The 15,968-nt window shown below is 48.1% G+C and carries 18 protein-coding genes; 6 read left to right on the top strand and 12 right to left on the bottom strand.

Features of this window, described 5'->3' with window-relative positions; translation table 11 throughout:
* Positions 1-230 precede the first annotated feature (230 nt).
* The 5 genes from FNL37_RS02755 to FNL37_RS13910 all read left to right on the top strand — a co-directional run bounded on the left by FNL37_RS02755 (position 231) and on the right by FNL37_RS13910 (position 3,100).
* Positions 231-563 (top strand): hypothetical protein, encoded by a 333-nt coding sequence (locus FNL37_RS02755; RefSeq protein ID WP_159355050.1) that lies wholly within the window; start codon positions 231-233, stop codon positions 561-563.
* Positions 564-633: 70 nt separating this feature from the next.
* Positions 634-906 carry a hypothetical protein gene (locus tag FNL37_RS02750; protein WP_159355049.1) on the top strand — a complete coding sequence of 91 codons (273 nt, stop codon included), beginning with the start codon at positions 634-636 and terminating at the stop codon, positions 904-906.
* Positions 907-1,915: 1,009 nt separating this feature from the next.
* Positions 1,916-2,155, top strand: a complete 240-nt coding sequence (locus FNL37_RS02745) for a hypothetical protein (protein WP_159355048.1) — start codon at positions 1,916-1,918, stop codon at positions 2,153-2,155.
* A 130-nt stretch (positions 2,156-2,285) separates the two neighbouring features.
* Complete coding sequence (locus FNL37_RS02740; protein ID WP_159355047.1) at positions 2,286-2,573, top strand: DUF6980 family protein; 288 nt, start codon at positions 2,286-2,288, stop codon at positions 2,571-2,573.
* Entirely contained in the window at positions 2,546-3,100 is a 555-nt protein-coding gene (locus tag FNL37_RS13910) for a DUF4279 domain-containing protein (RefSeq protein WP_211371936.1), read from the top strand. The genes FNL37_RS02740 and FNL37_RS13910 overlap by 28 nt, the downstream gene beginning before the upstream one ends.
* A 105-nt stretch (positions 3,101-3,205) precedes the next feature.
* Here the strand turns inward: FNL37_RS13910 and FNL37_RS02730 are convergent, their stop codons facing one another.
* The 3 genes from FNL37_RS02730 to FNL37_RS02720 all read right to left on the bottom strand — a co-directional run bounded on the left by FNL37_RS02730 (position 3,206) and on the right by FNL37_RS02720 (position 8,777).
* Entirely contained in the window at positions 3,206-5,197 is a 1,992-nt protein-coding gene (locus tag FNL37_RS02730) for a UvrD-helicase domain-containing protein (RefSeq protein WP_159355046.1), read from the bottom strand.
* A 4-nt stretch (positions 5,198-5,201) separates the two neighbouring features.
* Positions 5,202-7,157 (bottom strand): ATP-dependent nuclease, encoded by a 1,956-nt coding sequence (locus tag FNL37_RS02725; protein WP_159355045.1) that lies wholly within the window; start codon positions 7,155-7,157, stop codon positions 5,202-5,204.
* A 375-nt stretch (positions 7,158-7,532) separates the two neighbouring features.
* Positions 7,533-8,777 (bottom strand): hypothetical protein, encoded by a 1,245-nt coding sequence (locus FNL37_RS02720; RefSeq protein ID WP_159355044.1) that lies wholly within the window; start codon positions 8,775-8,777, stop codon positions 7,533-7,535.
* A 405-nt stretch (positions 8,778-9,182) separates the two neighbouring features.
* Here FNL37_RS02720 and FNL37_RS14125 point away from each other — a divergent pair, with 405 nt between their 5' ends.
* Positions 9,183-9,422, top strand: coding sequence for a type II toxin-antitoxin system MqsA family antitoxin (locus tag FNL37_RS14125; protein WP_159355043.1), 240 nt, complete (start codon positions 9,183-9,185; stop codon positions 9,420-9,422).
* A gap of 677 nt (positions 9,423-10,099) precedes the next feature.
* On the opposite strand, the gene FNL37_RS02710 is transcribed toward FNL37_RS14125, so the two are convergent.
* The 9 genes from FNL37_RS02710 to FNL37_RS02670 all read right to left on the bottom strand — a co-directional run bounded on the left by FNL37_RS02710 (position 10,100) and on the right by FNL37_RS02670 (position 15,408).
* The gene (locus tag FNL37_RS02710; protein ID WP_159355042.1) at positions 10,100-10,369 is read right to left on the bottom strand and encodes a hypothetical protein; all 270 of its coding nucleotides are present in this window, start codon (positions 10,367-10,369) and stop codon (positions 10,100-10,102) included.
* Positions 10,370-10,523: 154 nt separating this feature from the next.
* Positions 10,524-10,802 (bottom strand): helix-turn-helix domain-containing protein, encoded by a 279-nt coding sequence (locus FNL37_RS02705; RefSeq protein WP_159355041.1) that lies wholly within the window; start codon positions 10,800-10,802, stop codon positions 10,524-10,526.
* 61 nt (positions 10,803-10,863) lie between these two features.
* Positions 10,864-11,256, bottom strand: coding sequence for a hypothetical protein (locus tag FNL37_RS02700; RefSeq protein ID WP_159355040.1), 393 nt, complete (start codon positions 11,254-11,256; stop codon positions 10,864-10,866).
* A 10-nt stretch (positions 11,257-11,266) separates the two neighbouring features.
* The gene (locus FNL37_RS02695; RefSeq protein ID WP_159355039.1) at positions 11,267-12,385 is read right to left on the bottom strand and encodes a TrbL/VirB6 family protein; all 1,119 of its coding nucleotides are present in this window, start codon (positions 12,383-12,385) and stop codon (positions 11,267-11,269) included.
* A 25-nt stretch (positions 12,386-12,410) separates the two neighbouring features.
* On the bottom strand, positions 12,411-12,731 hold the full coding sequence (locus FNL37_RS02690) for a hypothetical protein (protein WP_159355038.1): 321 nt from the start codon (positions 12,729-12,731) through the stop codon (positions 12,411-12,413).
* Positions 12,728-12,985 (bottom strand): hypothetical protein, encoded by a 258-nt coding sequence (locus tag FNL37_RS02685; RefSeq protein WP_159355037.1) that lies wholly within the window; start codon positions 12,983-12,985, stop codon positions 12,728-12,730. The genes FNL37_RS02690 and FNL37_RS02685 overlap by 4 nt, the downstream gene beginning before the upstream one ends.
* Positions 12,982-14,022, bottom strand: a complete 1,041-nt coding sequence (locus FNL37_RS02680; RefSeq protein ID WP_159355036.1) for a relaxase/mobilization nuclease domain-containing protein — start codon at positions 14,020-14,022, stop codon at positions 12,982-12,984. The genes FNL37_RS02685 and FNL37_RS02680 overlap by 4 nt, the downstream gene beginning before the upstream one ends.
* Before the next feature lies 1 nt (position 14,023).
* A complete protein-coding gene (mobC, locus tag FNL37_RS02675) occupies positions 14,024-14,557 on the bottom strand; it encodes a plasmid mobilization relaxosome protein MobC (protein WP_159355035.1) in 534 nt (177 codons plus the stop codon).
* The gene (locus tag FNL37_RS02670) at positions 14,554-15,408 is read right to left on the bottom strand and encodes a hypothetical protein (protein ID WP_159355034.1); all 855 of its coding nucleotides are present in this window, start codon (positions 15,406-15,408) and stop codon (positions 14,554-14,556) included. Before FNL37_RS02670 ends, mobC begins: the two co-directional genes overlap by 4 nt.
* Between the last annotated feature and the right edge of the window lie 560 nt (positions 15,409-15,968).

Raw genomic sequence — 15,968 nt, 5'->3', positions numbered from 1 at the left:
TCGCATTTTGCTATCATAGCCTACCGTAGCGCATGAAAAGCATTGTTTGGAGAGGCTTTAGACTGTCCAAAAATAGTGGCGATTCAAATTTCAATGGTAATCCATCGGTTTTTTGTCCTAATGTGAGAGACAACTCAAGAAAGCGAATCAGTGAGCTACTCTAATAACTCACTTCACCGGGGCGTGGTGCGCAAACTCATTGTTTTTATGTTATCCGGGGATTACCGTTCATGACCGCGAACACTTCTATATACTTAGCACGCGGCCTTGGGCTGCTATTCGCCGTAAGTGCAGCAGCAACTCTCTTCATTATGTTCAAAGCGGGGTGCGCCGGGGACACGAAAGGAGGCTCGCTGGGCAACCCGGCTCGTGCAGTAGAGCTTGAGGAATTAGCTCTCTTTCCACTGCTGATCAGTGCAGCCGCGAGTGGTACAGCTATCTGTTTTGGGTCGCAATCCATCTATCGCATTGCACATGGCGCAGGATTTGCAATACTCGTACTGATTTTTCTATGGTTTGTAGGCATGTATATAGAAGCTTGGAGCTTTAAATCATGTTTTTAGTTTTAATTTGGCGTTCGATCTCGCTCTCTTTCATGACTAAACTCTGCGCTCACGTTAAAGGTAAGAACTAATGGGACTACGCCAGTCTTTTCGATTCCAGTTTCAATCCAAAGATGAACTCCTCTCCGTTCTGCGCTCCTTTTCGCACAGCGCAATTGTTACTGAAAACATTGATTTCTTTGTATTCTCGCAATTAGCAGGTAAACCGGAATTTACTTTTGATTGTGAGTTAGTTCCTGAAGGCCTTAAATGCGACAGGTCTGGAAGCTACTTTGAGTTTTTAGGCATATTCATTGAAGTGATTACTGGGGAATTCGGCCAAGTCGAAATTGAAGATTTATGACAGCGATTTTTTAACAATCGAAATGCTCATATAGCCAAAGAAATGAAAACAAAATCTTAGCCGTCCTTACACTCCTGGTTTCGCTTGCTTCGCTATGTTCAAGCGGAGGGTTTTCTTCATTACTATTTGGAATTAGAGTCTCGTTGCCATCAGATGAGTTTATTGGAACAATTCTAATGACAATTGACGGTGTAATTCTTACAATAATATTTATAACTCCATTGTAAATTCAATTTGATAAATGACTTAAGGATGCTTTTATAAGGATGAATGTTAGAAAAATTTTAATTTTTAGTGGAGTAGTTTTGGTTACCTTAAGTGTGATTGCTAAACTTATTAATGGTGTTCACGCTAGCAGCGGTTTGGAAAATTGTGTGGAAACTTGCACCAAAAAAGGTAAGTTCTATGAATATACTCCGCCAGAACTAGGGTTTAGAAATAAGCAAATAAAACCTGAATATTGTAGGTGCTTCTAACCTGCCACTCTTCGTTGAGCAACCCCTATTTCCATCCAATAAAGCCAATAGCGTGAACAATTAGCACTCACTTAACACTTGTTTATCATTAATTTAACAGTTTTTTAGCACTTCAACTTCCATGCATCTTCCTCCATGATGGGACTGCAAGAGATTCGAGTAACTTTAGGCAACATTGCTATCGATTACTTAAAGTGGCAACAATGACAATTTATTTTAAATTATTTTTGTATGTAACTTTTATATTAATCAACGTATTCACCTTCGCCTTTTATTATTATTGATGGATGATTTCGTCATATTTTGAAGTGCTTATTTGTTTATTAATTATTTCTATAATAGTTGGGATACATATTTTATTTATACCTGGGTCGCGTTCCACTATAATATGGTTTGTTTTTATTAATTTGGCTTTGGGACAATGGTGGTTCTAGGAAAAAATAACGACTTTTTTATTATGGAATATATATGCCCCAGCGCCCTAGTCATAGGAGGTGCCATTCTTACCGCTCCCTTTGCAAAATGAGTCAACTATGAACTACTCTCAAAGTTTGAAAAAAATCCAATTGGGTGATTTTGTCAGAATAGATTTCGATACTGTTGGTATTGTTGTTTGCGACTTTGATTCGTGGAAGTGCCTTGAGGGATATGACTATTGGCTTATTAAAGATGAGCTGGTTGGGGGTGGCTATTTAACCGGAGTAATGATTAAAACCGAAGAGCTTGGTTTTTTGCATTGTGCAGATGGAGCTGTAAACATACAGCCGCAGTAAGAAGCAAGTCGAGAAGGCATTTATGATCTTCAAAGTATTAAGCAAGCCAGTCTCAGAAAGCTGTTATATCAGGCTGAAGAATGGTGGTAGTTGAGAATGAGGTCTCAAGGCGCTGCAACGAGAGTACTTGATGGACTATAAAAAAGATAAGCATTGCTGTCAGAATATGAGCGTTCATTTAGCTAGAGGAGAATTATCGATTCGATATACCCCTAAGTTCCGTGAGTATGGAATTCTTTACAAAAATGAAAACAGTATTCAGCAAATAAGTTTCTGTCCATGGTGCGGGACCAAATTACCTTCGACATTGAGGGAGTTATGGTTTGAGCAATTAGATGAATTGGGGATTGAGCCAGAAGATGATATTCCAGATGAATATAACAGTGATGAATGGTGGAAAAGAATGGCTGGACTTTAAATATTATAAGGGACCGCCTACTTGGTTTACCGATGCCTCCGGATGCTACCTTCATTGGCTCCACCTCTTTGGCCAACGATTCCTGCCAATGTGGTGACACCATGAGTCAAGATAAAAAAGTACAAGGTCATCTCTACACAGTAGAACTGAGATTCTCAGGTGATCAATTGGAGCCATCTGAAATCTCAGCTCGATTGAATTTACGGCCGAGTAAGGCATTTAGCCAATTGCAAAACCAGTCAACTATAAGCAAACGCCTCCCATATTGGGGATACAACGGACAAGGAGAGGGTGGATTCAAGCCGGAGTGGGAGTCTTTGGAAGATGGCTTGGATTTCCTTCTTAAAAGTTTGAGATCCAGAAAAACTGAAGTTATTACTCTTGCCCATGAGTTTGATGGGCTATGGTGGTGCGGTCATTTCCAAGCCAGCTTTAACGGCGGTCCTACTCTATCTCCGAAATTATTAACTGAAATAGGCAGCTATGGAATGCCTTTGAGCATCGATAATTATTTCGCTGAAGAATAACCAAGACGCACTACAGTTGTTCCTCTTGGATATCGGTTGGTCACGGCGAAAAAATCTTTTGGACACTGTTTGTAGTCTGCTGCACCCTCCTCTGGACACGAGCACTCATTTCTTCAACACCGCAGCCTGGGCCACAAGGTCAACGATTTTCCACCCTTGAGCCATGGCAGGCCCTATCAGCGCCGCTGCTTCGGATTTGCGCAACGCCAGGCCAAGCAATTCCCGCGGTCGAGTTACACCCACGAAAACATTTGTCGCGGCGGTGAGCCCCACCCCCGTAAATGGCTGGTCAGTAACGCCGAATGCGCGGGGAAGCACCGTGGTAAGATCGATGCACTGCTCGTCTGCGCTGCTGCCTTTCCATATCTCGCTCTCGACAACGAGAATCCCGTCCACGCTCTTTCCCTTGACCGAGTGGATCGATCCCAGCCGCAGTGTGAGTTCGTCGAACCGCACCTGTTTCGTGGAGCGGCGTTCAGGGTCGGTAAGGTCGGCCTTTTGCTCGGAGACGAATCCGCAAAATCCGGCGACATCACCCTCGGCGCCATCAGGATGCGGGGCGAAGAGGGGCAGCAACTGTTCCATAAACACCTGCCATGCTCCCTGATCCCAGACGGCATCGCCGGCAAGTACATGGTCCCGCAAAAGTCGGCGAACAGCGCGCGGCAACGCGAGGTCGCGATGCGATAGCGCCGCCCACACATTGTGCGCAGTAATCGGACGATCATTCGCCGCCCTCCACCCATAGGCGCGCGCCAAACCGGAAATGCCGACTGCGAGCATCTCGCTGACCTCAGCAGGAGGGCGCGATGAGGCATGGTGTACCGCAGCCTTCTGAAGCTGCCGGCAAAGGAGGTTGGCCTTCTCGCGAGAACCAGCTTCGCTGCGATACGCCGGATGATAGTCGACGAGACTCTTAGGCTTCCACGCCCCCTTCTTGCCGGGAAGATTGTGACGCGATGCGACCGCCCAGACGTCGCGCCTGCTGCAATCGTCGCCCCACAGCGCGCGCGCTTCATCTGCGAAGGCTCCGAGAACCCCACCGATTGTATCCTCGTCGAACAGGAATATCACTCGCGACGCCGGCCGTATGCCCAAGCCCACAATCGTCTGAGCCTGGCGCGCGGTGAGTCGGCTTGCAAAACCGGCGATCTCCCCACCGAACCTACGGCTGGTATCCAGAGGGATGCAGCCGGGGCCTGGCATCCAATAGGCCGGGGATGCTCCATAGTCCTCGTAGAGCGTTTGATTGCTGTCCCCGAGGCGTTGGAACGCTGTCCCGTCCTGCTTGAAGACATGCTCCAGCAGTCGGAGCTGCTCGCCATGAGTATCCTGCGCCTCATCAAGAATGACGAGCGGGAATCGATCACGCAGCCGCTCAGCAAGAGCCGGGTTTTCAAGGATCGCACGCCACGCGAGCGCGGTCATATCGGGGTAGCGATAGAGTCCGCTCCGGACCATCGAGGCTTTTAGGGACTCGAGGGCCTTCCCGCAATCGGTGTGGGAGCCCCATTGTCCTTTGCGACACCGCACTGCGAGGGCCTTGGGCTCTGCACGTATGTCAGTAAACTCCGGATCCAAATCGAGGAACGCAATCCACTCTTCGAGCCTCCGCTTCAGTTTGAGCTTCTTGTTCTTGGCAAGGTTGTCGAGGACGCCCCAACCCGGATATCGGCGCAACGCCTCCGCCGCGAAGGCGTCGTCATCAATCTGACGCACGCTCCAGCCCATGCCACGGAGGTAAGGCAATGCAAGGTACTGGTTTATAAAAGCCGTGACCGTGCCGGTAAAATGGGGATAGGTGATCAGCCGTGCCGCGGTCGGGTGGCGGGCGATTAGGTCTTGGACCTCCGTCCGTGCGGCATTGGTATGCGAGATCACGCAGACGCCTCGCCTGCGGGTCAACCAGTTGCGCGAAAGCAACGCGAGCTTCGCCGCCAACAGCGTCGTCTTACCATTGCCGGGCGCCGCCTGAACATCGCATGAGATGGCTTTTGCCAAGAAGTCGGTCTGGCTCGGATCGGTGAAATCGCAACCGCCCAGCTCATCGCCAAGTTCGGCAAGCAGTTCGGGCGTTAGCGGCAGGATCTCGAACATGAAGCTACACCTCCCCCTCCGCCGCGCCGTCTATCTTGGCAACGATTTCTTCGCCTTCGACATCCGGCTCGGGAGCGATGGCCGGTGTCCCGGGGACATAGCCCCCCGTGACGTAGTGGATCGCGCGTACAAGGTAGGGCGGGAGCCGATTGCCCATCTGCTCCGCCGTATCGTCGCGCTTACGCAATATTGCAGCGAGTTGCTCGGCGACCTCTGCCTTGGAGGCCTCTTTGTCGTATATAGGCTGGTAGATTTTGACTGCGATATCGGTCGCTGAGAGCCCAGCCGCTTTCCAGCCCGCGTAGGTTTCGCTGGCCATCTTCCCGATTTTCGCCAGCCACTCAGGCTTGCGACTGCTGGTCTTGGCAAGTTGGACGGCCTGGTGAACGCTCTCGGCAAGCTCAGGTCGGAGCGCGAGATCGAACTCAAGTGTCCAGCTATCGGCGATAAAAGCGTCGACGGGATCTCCGACGTCGCGCCGCAGCGTCTTCAGCTTCGCTGCAATCTCGTCTGGCGTCAACTCGTTCTCGGTCTTGCGCTCCCCGACAAGGCCTTTCGCCTCAGACGGAGGGATGTCCCTGTCGGGGATCAACGCCACTGGCACCGGGATCACGTCCCCGGCCATACGCTGCAGAATCCGGCTATAGCGGAATAAGCCGCGGTGACCGACATTGATGATCGACACACCGTGGCGGCTGAGCGGACGGCCAAGCTTCTCGGCGATTGCCGGCAATAACAGATGCTCGCCGTCACCTTCAACGACAATCAGTGCACGGGCGAAGAACAGGTTGGCCTTAGTGGCATCGAGGAATCGACGAAGGAACTCATAGTCGTCCACCTCGAGTCGGGTATGGGCAGCTCCCAGCGGGAAGGCGCGGTGACCGACGATCATCGTCATGGTCTCAAGCTCAGCGCCGGCCGCAAGCTGAGGGCTATGGGTGGTCAGTAGCACCTGGACCTGCTGATGGACCTCGCCCTTGTCGGGGTCGGGCTTGGCGGCACGGGCCGCGAGCACTTCCATGAAGAGCGTCTGGTGCTGCGGATGCAGATGCGCCTCGGGCTCCTCGATCAGCAAAAATGGCACCTGATCGGGATGGGATTGGAGTAACAACAGCTCCGCGGCCATGAATAGCAGGTTGTTGTAGCCCAGACCGCGCTGGACACGCTCGGTGCCCGCCTTGGCATTCAGGTAGAGTTCGAACCGTTCAAGAATCTGATCGAACGAACCGCCAGCGCCCAGGTCCAGCGTTGCAACGAGACGATCGTCCACGAATGACAGCTTGTCGAGGAAATCGGTGTTGACGCTGCTGGCGATGCCGCCAACCGCAGCGTTGTTTCGGACCGCCACATCAGCCGCAGTGAGCGTGTCATGGAGCGTTGCATCCCCGCCTTGCGCGGCGGGTTTGCTTTGCAGTCCCATCGTAGGCATCGCACCGAGAATCCGCGACAGCCGAGAACGGCGCCCTGCTCGCATCTCGCGCTCGGCGTCTCGCAGAGGCTTGAGATAGGTGGCCTTCAGATACTCGCGCAGTTCTCCATCGAGCGGCAAGCCTTCGCCTTCGGCGCCGGCGCGGTGCTGGCTGGATATGATGCTGCCACCGCCAGGAGAAACGCGCCGAGCACCCCGCATACAGACGTGGAGACGGAGCTTTCCCTTTTCGTTGGCGCACCATTCAAGGAACCGAGCCTCTTCATCTGCGCTGAGATCGTCGAAGGTGCAGCGAACGATGAAGTCGCACCCCCGTGCGCCATCGGCGTCGACGTGAAAATCTTGCTCGTCCGGGCGGATATAGTCGTCGCCACGGGTCCACAGTACGTAGCGAGCCGCATCGATAATCGCACTCTTTCCGGCGTCGTTCGGTCCCACGAGAATATTGAGACCAGGCGAGAGCTTAAGCTGCAAAGGTGCGGCCGTATCGAAACAACGGAAGCCGCTCGCATAAATTTCGGAAATGTACACCGTCGTCTCCCCGCTTTTTTTTCCTGCCGCTCTGTTGGCTCGCCCTGCGCTGGCCCAGCGCTTTTTCTAGCTCCGTGTCTGCGGCAGTGGCCCCAGCCGCACTGTTCGCGAGTAGATTGATAACCAATTAAACAATTGATTATTATTAATAATTAACACTATCAACCGTTGCCAATATTAATTTAATATCAGAAATTTAGCGTAATTTTTATTACACTAAAAAAACTAAGCACTGTACAGCGTTTGTAGCCTTTAAGATAAACCATAGTAAAACTAAAGTGCGCCAGATCAAAGTTATAGCTTAGTTAAACTCGACCGGCCTTATACCAATGCTGACTCCTCTTTACGATCCCAATCATGAAGATATGATTAGTCTCAATCTGTAGTCGAAATAATTCTGCGAGCGATGATTTCTAAAATTTCCTCAATAACTTCATTTTTTATATTGTGGCGTGAGTGCGCGCGAGGAATTACACATCGTTGTACTTCATCAATACTAACCTTGGAAGCGAATCCTTGAATTTTCTTTCCTGCGATAAATGCAGCTTCTTTGCCCATATCCTCTGCGACCTTTATACAATCGCCACAAGCAAGTGTATCAACTCGGCACCGCGGCGCCGCAGTATTAAACAAAAATCTTTTCCCCACAGGAAACGACCATTCCCCATCTTTGTTTTTTCGCACCAATTCTCGTTTTTTTCTTTGGCATCCCGGACATTTCCATTCCTCATTAAGTTCAGCCCAGAAACGAGGATTCCCGACAACTCCTGCATGCTCAATCTCATTCTTATGGGGAGTTTCTTTAATAGCAGGGTATTGAGTATGCCTCCAAGCTGAGATTGATCTACTAGGTATGATTTTGCGCGGCCCTTTCAATTCTTGCTGAACTCCATAAGCCCCCCACCTGAAAATGATATCCGAAGCTGTCCGAGAAACGCTTTCTGAGGTGCTCCCCCATCCCCCAGGTTGAAACCAATGCTCATTATTTGCAGCGATTTGCGCTATACGATCAGCTATTCTTAATCTAAGCTCAAATGTACGCTCACGTTCTCTCCATAATGCTTTCGCAGCTTCCCTGTCGATGTTATGTGATCGGTTAGATACCGGTTTGATAATTTGGCGAAGCTCTTGCGGGGAAAATGAAAAGTCACTATGGGCCTTCGCCACTTTTTTCGCGATAGTGTCAGCATTATTACAATCAACACACACAATTGTGTTCTCAAAAGAAGCAATCATCATTGATGAACGTTTTGCGAACCCCTCGGCTTGCTCGTCAGCAATCACGTCTTCTCGATTGATTGAAATTTCTCGAAATCTACGCTTTAACACATCCCTCATATGATCGTGATGCTCTACCAAGTGGCACATAATCTCTCCATTGGCATTCAATCTTGCAATTTCTAATTTAGATCGACCGCACGCAGGGCATTCCCATTTGGTGGGCGTTTCTACCCACCATGAATTCATATCAAATTGTGCAGTTCCTAGTCGATTAGCTATAGATCTTGAAACAGGTGACATTACGCCATCAAGTAGAGAAACGGTGCCATCTTTAATAGCCTTAATTAATGCCGCTTGCCTCTCTTTGAGATTGTCTGACTCATTAATTTCGCTATTCATAGAATCTTCATTATGCAAGAAAGTGAGTTAATACTTAAAATTTCCCGAAATACGGAATTGGTTCCCCGTGAGCTTCTTTCATACGATTTTTGACATTATCTTCTCTCATCTGCAGTCATAGCTACACCCTCACTCATAACCGCAAGATTGCACTTTCATGATGACATATCATAAATACCGGCGATAGCCTATCCTGCACTAGGAAGGAATGCTTTAAATGCGTTGATAATATCAACACTTTTGAAGTCCTGCGCCAGCCTCTGGCGCAGATATTTGCAAGCAGCAAGAATATCCTGCATTGCCCTGCAATGACTCAGGAACCAGCGCCACTTTTGCTAATAAGTACTTAACGATCACAATACCTATACATCGCGCCTAGGTGCCATCTCAGTTGGAGAGGTTAATATGAAATGTCCTATTTGTGGTCAAGCAGAGCTTGCTAGTGATACTAGAGATACCCCTTATATCTATAAGGGGCAAAAGAATACCATCCAGAATGTTACGGGGGGATTCTGCCCAGCATGCAATGAATCCGTTCTTAATGCAGACGAATCGCGTCGAGTTATGGACTTGATGCTGGATCTCAATAAAGAGGTCAATTCTTCGCTTGTATCCATTTCAGGAGCTCTTGAACCGACTGCTTAGCCTCCGCCTCCTGAAGTAAGGAGCCAATTCTGATTCTCTGGCTCCCATAATCAAAGCGACTGAGCCGATCCCGGGTCCATAAAGGGGCAGCAAACCTCGTTGACTATTCCCTTTCAAATGTTACTTTGTAAATTGGTTTTGGGCTTTGCCAGAAAAACAACTTTAAATCTTCTTGCTTTGATATCTCAAATACTGAAAAAGTGTATCGCCCAACCTTACCCTCTAAATAGTTCTTTGTTATCAAATTTAATATTTTCTCTAACGTCCTATTATTTGTTACCCCATACAACTTGACATCTATTCCATTAGTAGCCGGACTGCAAAAAAAATACTGTCGACTCGCACATTCATTCTTTGAGGAACATAATTTATCTTTAATTAATATTGAATAAATATTATCACTCAATAAGAGTCTCTGACTTTCGAATGTTCTATCCTCTCCTGCTAAAGACGAAAAACTCAAAAAGAACAACACCAATGACAAGAATATTTTTCTCATATATTTCCTTTAGCAATAGAACCTGAGCCGAATGAACATCGATTAAACAGCCCTTCTGAAATGAAAATTTTTGATATGGGTTTAGATGAGTGATTTCATCACACCAGAAAGCAAATCAGCAAGCTTGAATGCTTGCTGTGTGTCGGCGTAATGACGATATTGCTGCTTTTTAAATTACTCAAATCAGCTCAACTCCCACCAGTGGGCTATCGAGCTCATCCCAGCCAGATAAATCGGGCTCGGGAAACTGGCGATCACAGCGTGCCAGCAAATCTCCCAGCGTAGGACGCTTTTTGAGCTGCGCCTGCGTAATAACAAGCTTGTCTTCTGCCTGGAAAATTTGGCCAGGTGCACCCACCTCAGTATCCAATTGGTGGATTAATGCTGCCGGCAAAGCGTTGATCAATTTCTTAACTTCAAGTTTTTGAATTCTTGTTTTCTTTGACATGATGGATCTGCGCCGATTGGGCAATAATAGCTCGCTGCATAATTGCAACTCTAGTTAAAGCTCGTTTAGTAACCTCTTCATATATACCTTCCTTTTTCAGGAAAGCATCAAAACTGCTGCCCCGATGGGGGTTATTTGAGCCGGCCATTGATAGTCACCCCTTCTTCAGTATTTCTATAATGCGAAGCAATAATTTCTGATGCTCTACGGGCTCTTGCTGAGCATTCCAGACTTCACGGACATCTACGCCTAAAGCTTCTGCAACCGTTAGAGCGCCTTTAGCTTGGAATAATATCAGTAACCCTTCGGTAAGCGCTCCGAGCTCCCCTTCCTCCTCTAATACATCAAGGTATGCCTTAAAGTCCTCTTTGTCAGTGATATATTCTGCAGGGTTAACATCTCTAAGAGATGCTACATCGATTTTTTCGGTCATACACCCATCCTTAAAAAATGCTTTGTGAAAAGCGTTGATATTATCAACGCCTTGAGAGAGGTTATTGGTAAGGCCGCAGGATGACCTCGCATGCACTGGATTTCAAGAATTGCCAATGCTTACGCCTTTCACCGAATAGTATTGCTATTACCAGAAAAAGCATGCCGTTCAGCAAAAGGCCCGTTGTTACCCCGAAGAATGATGGGGTATTCATGTTTACGGCTAATACAACCACAGACAAGCCTAAAATAGCCGAAGAATAGGCCGTATCGTTAAATCCGCATATTCTTTTAGTGTTTCTATGCCAGCGCAATACTCCAGCAAGACCGCCTCTCCGATATACCCAAAAATGAGTCACGAGGATCCATAAGGCACATGACAAAACCAAAGCGGTCGTCACCCAGTTCAGGCAGTAATCGAGAAAAATTCCAAATTCTTGTATCGCTTGCAACATGTCGCACTCCTCACTTTTTCATGATGTCATCACGTCGTTTAGCCATCGCTTTAATGCGTTCAACATTGGATTGGCTCGACGTCATAGGTTTGGCTTCTCCTCCAGAGGATGGCCCCCACCCATTTTGCATATTCATGGCTGCCTTCTGCCTATATGCTGGATTGAGCGCTGTATTACCCCTCGCAATATGAGATGCACGACTCGCATACTCTTGCTGACCAGTGACGGCATTTGTTCGAGAAGACTGCCCGTTGAGGTATCTCATTGCAGAAGTAGCGGGATAACCTGCCATTCGAGCTGCAGCCATGATGGGATTGCTTACGGCTAGCGCCACACCTCCCGCCAACTCGGATGCAAGTGACCCTGCGCTCCAAATTAATAAGCCACATACAATCACAGCAATGAGCAATTCCCAGGCAAAGGCTAAAGGTTGCGCTGCGTCCGTGTAACCTGCCGCGACCCCGCTGAAGATATCTAAAGCAAAGCCCAGGACCATGGAAATAACGAGGATGTAGACAATTCTATTAAGGACCGTCGTTATAAATGCATCGAAAATTTTGCGCGTAGCTGGAAACATGGCGCAAGCAATGGCGATCTGTCCAAAGGCTAGTGCAATAGCAAGACTTGCTTTTGCAATCATGATTGATCCGGCCGCCATGGTGGTCAGGACAACTGTTCCGCCATAGATGATCAAAGAACCTACGGCCCATCCATAGAAGGATTCGAACCCGGTGATCGAGGTTTCATGGGAAAACTCCGTTGCCAAATCCAACCCTCTTTGCAATGCCGCATCAGCCGCTTTATATGGGGTGGTTTCAAGCCCGGAGACCGCACTTAAAAGTGCATTTTGAAGCGCGTCAAAATCGTTCAGGATTTCGACCTGGTATATCGATGAGCCAAAAGCAATGGCTGCAAGAAAAGTGATTGCGCCACATCGCTCGACAACATTGATAAATGGCGCCTGCAGCCTTCCCGAGATGGTCTGAAAGCCCATGATGGTGAGCCAGACCAGAATGCCACTTGAAACATATGGAAAAATGGCCAGCGCTAATGCGGCCGAATGCTGACTTGCATAATGCTGGGTTGCACTTTCAAGTGTTGCCCCAAGCACTTCAAAAATATTAGTCATAATCGCTCCTATACCAAAAAGGTATTTACTTGCCTGGTTGCCGAATGGTGAAGTCAAAGTGCGTTCCCACAGGTCTCATCGCGTCTAGCTGGGGAATGAAGTGCAACTCTTCAGCAGACAGAACCTTGCAAGCAACTCGCCGAGACACGCCTTTGGGTGAGGCACATGCCATGATTCTTTTCTCAGTGACATTCAGCTGACTACAAGCGGCCATCTGTTTATTTCCATCCTTGCCAAATGCACATTCAGCGATCTTATCCACATCCACCTGATCGACTAGGGGCTCCTTACCGCAGGCGCCCAACATCAGCACAGCCACGGTGACAATGTATAAATTCACTTTCATTTCGTACTCCCAGCTCGAATTTTGGGATGCAACATCACGGTCAGCTGATCTACCCCTGGAACCATCTTCAGAAACTCAACAAAGGATTCATCTTTGAATAAAGCAGGTCCGGATGAATCACCATCCATCACATAAACGGACCGTTTTTTATTTTTTGCGACAAGCATCACTCCCTCACGGGTTTGTCGGCCAATCAATTCCATTCCGCATGGCACGCCACGCTTCATCAAATCATTGATAGTTATTACTCTCATCTGTCCACTCCCTTATCTTTTTTCTTCTGGTTGATCTGCGCTCGTAATTGCTGCTCCAAGCGCTCGCCTATGCTCTCGGCTGGAGGCAGGGCCTCGACAAATGCCTTTACGTCTGAAGACAGCTGGCCTTCTCCTTGGCCCTGCAGGGCATGGCCAATAGCGTTCCAGCTAGCCACCACGAATTGCCGTGCGCGTAGAATTTGAGGCCGAAGCGGATTAGAGAAAGGGCTGCCATTCCCATTCCGGATGAATGCAGTGGCAGCCTGTGTCAAAGCTTCGCGATGGTGAGACTTGAAACCTCTTTTTTCGAGATGCACCACCGCCTGTTTTCTGGGGCGTTTGGTTACACCTCTCACAGGACGCCTGGTTGCGTTCGCCTCAATGCCATTTGCGCGAAGTCTATCAGCGAATATCTCTCTCCATCGCTGAAGATCAGCTTTGCGTGGATTAAGCCTTACACCATCTTTACCCATTGCTTTAACGCATAAATGCACGTGAGGGTGCTTTTCATCATCATGCGTAGCAAATACATAACTGTAATTTAACCTAAATTCCTGATGAGCAAACTCTCGTGCAGCTACAGTTACGGCTGCTCGATCCGTACCAGGTGGCATGGAGAGAATAACGTTGAAAGCCTGCTTGGAAGTATCTTCGACGATCGGATAGCCGCCATAGCGCCACTGGTCCTGCAGGTCTTTTAACTCATCCTTGCCGCCCCAAATAGCGCCGTCTTCCGATTCAAGCTTGAGTTGCCCATTACGCGAGATATACTCAAGATGCGCTTTGATATGTGCCATACCTTTCGGCCCTCCACTTATCTTCACCATTACCTCGGGGAATCTCCTGGCTGTGAAGCTAAGCTTTCTCTGGATGTAATGGACGTCCCTCTTGACGGGCTGATGCTTGGGCAACCGAAAAACGCCTGTCATGGTCCTCCGTGGCATTTGTTTTATCGGCCTCACAGTCTCATAGAAGAGACGGTCACCAATTTCTTTAAGCACGCCATCAATCACTACTGGATGATCAATACTGGCCATGTTATTTAACCTTCCAGCGTTGCAAATTAGCCTGGATAAGCATGGCAACAGAACGTGTATGGTCCTTGATATGGCTGCTGATATCACTCATCAGGTCAACCCTAGCAAGGTCAGTCTCCAAGGGATTGCGATTTATTGCCCGAGCAATTTGATTGAGGTTAGAACCAATTTTCATTAGCTGGGCAGTTGATTCCGTTACTGCATCTAGCTCATATTGGTGAAACTGTGGGGCTTGCGTCAGGTGGCTCCTCAATAAGTTAGCCACGTACCGATTAACGTTGGCACCCGTTACGTCAGCCAATACCTTGGTCGCTTCATATTCGCTGGCACTCAACCTCAGTTCCAGCCGGACTCTAAAGGTATCTGGAGTATTCACGATTTCTTGAAAATTTTGTGGGCGGATATTTTTACTGAGAAGATAAACAACGACATCTTTCACTGCTGTTGAGGATCGTACATTTTGAGATTTGCAGTGGGCATCCCACTGCGAGCGTAAGGCGTTTCCCAAATAAACCGATAGCACTGGAGAGGTCATTTTGCGTCCCTCCTTAGCGCGGCCCTCATGGCTTCCCGCTCCTCACGCCTCGGCTCATACCGCGCTTCGGTAGAAGGTTTCTTCTTGAGGTTTTGTTTTGATTGTGCCTGCTCGGCTATCCGCTGCTCACGCTTTGATTGCACTTCTAAAGCGAGGTTTGGAGTAAATTTTCCTTGATGATAACTATTCAGCAGTCCTTTTAAGACCGAAATCGGCGTTACCTTAATACGTTTTCTAAGCGCTATGCCAGACAGCTCATCCAGCAACAGCTGAGCAAGCTCTAAATCAAGACCATTCAGCATGAGTAGAGCTTGCGATCGGATAGCCTCTGGAAAACTATAAAAAAATTCGAGCTCAGAAAGGGAGGTGGGTTTGGTAGCTTGTTGTAGTGGTAGTTTAATAAACTCTGTATTGAGTGGATTTGTTATATCTATATCGGGGCTTTTTTCATCGATGGATGAGCCATCGATGGCTTTTCCATCCATGGCCTCCCCCCCGGTGGATTTATGATCTTCCTGGAAGCTTTCACCCTCATTCGGTTCATTAGCTTTTAAAGCGGAAGTCGGAAATACCGTGAAATTCCAATCCCATGTCCCGTTCAAGTTTCGAGATTGGCTGCGCTTGATATATCCAGCGTCTATTAGCTCTTTGAAAAGGCGCTTTCTTAAATCAGGCCCTACGTGAAGAATTTCTCTTTCAAGCGGCCCGATCCGAATTTCCCAATCATTGGGCAGAGATAACATTCTTACCAACCCGCCTAGAGCGCTAAGAGACAGCCTGGAGTCTTGCAATGTCTCGCGAGCCAATAACTCAAACCCTGAGTCAAATTTGGCCAACTTCACGATACTCATGATTGGCCCCTTAAGCTTGTGTGCAATTTCTCTTTTTTAACGGCTCGATTAACTGGAAAAATCGTTATCACAGTCATGTTCAAGCCCCCTCTTGAGAAAGCTGATTAATAACTTGAGCGATTGCTTCCGTGCGAAAGTAACAACGGCGGCCCATCTTGAATCTGGCTTTCCGCAATAGCCTTGAAGTCTCGTTATCTCGTGAGAGGCTCACACGAAGGCCATTAATGGACCGATTAAAACACTCAGCCAAATCAGGAAGGGTCATCAATGGCCCATAGGTGCTGATGAGTAACGACTCAGTAGTTGTCTGAGATTGCATATGAAATCCTTACTTAATCTATAGCGCTAGCGCGCACGTGAATACGTTCCCCTTGAGGGGTGCGAAATGTCGATTAATTAAGGATTTTTAAGAGCGGAATGCGAGTGGAGCAGCTGGTACAGGCTGTGCCACAGAGAAAATCAGATTCAAATTCACTTCTGGAAGCGAATTTAACAGAGCTGAAATTTGCGAGAAAATTTGGAGGCAGAGCTTGAATAGATATGAAGCGAATGACTTCGCC

The sequence above is a fragment of the Methylovorus glucosotrophus genome (assembly GCF_009858335.1).
Lineage (GTDB): Bacteria > Pseudomonadota > Gammaproteobacteria > Burkholderiales > Methylophilaceae > Methylovorus > Methylovorus glucosotrophus.
This window is presented reverse-complemented; position numbering and strand designations above follow the sequence as displayed.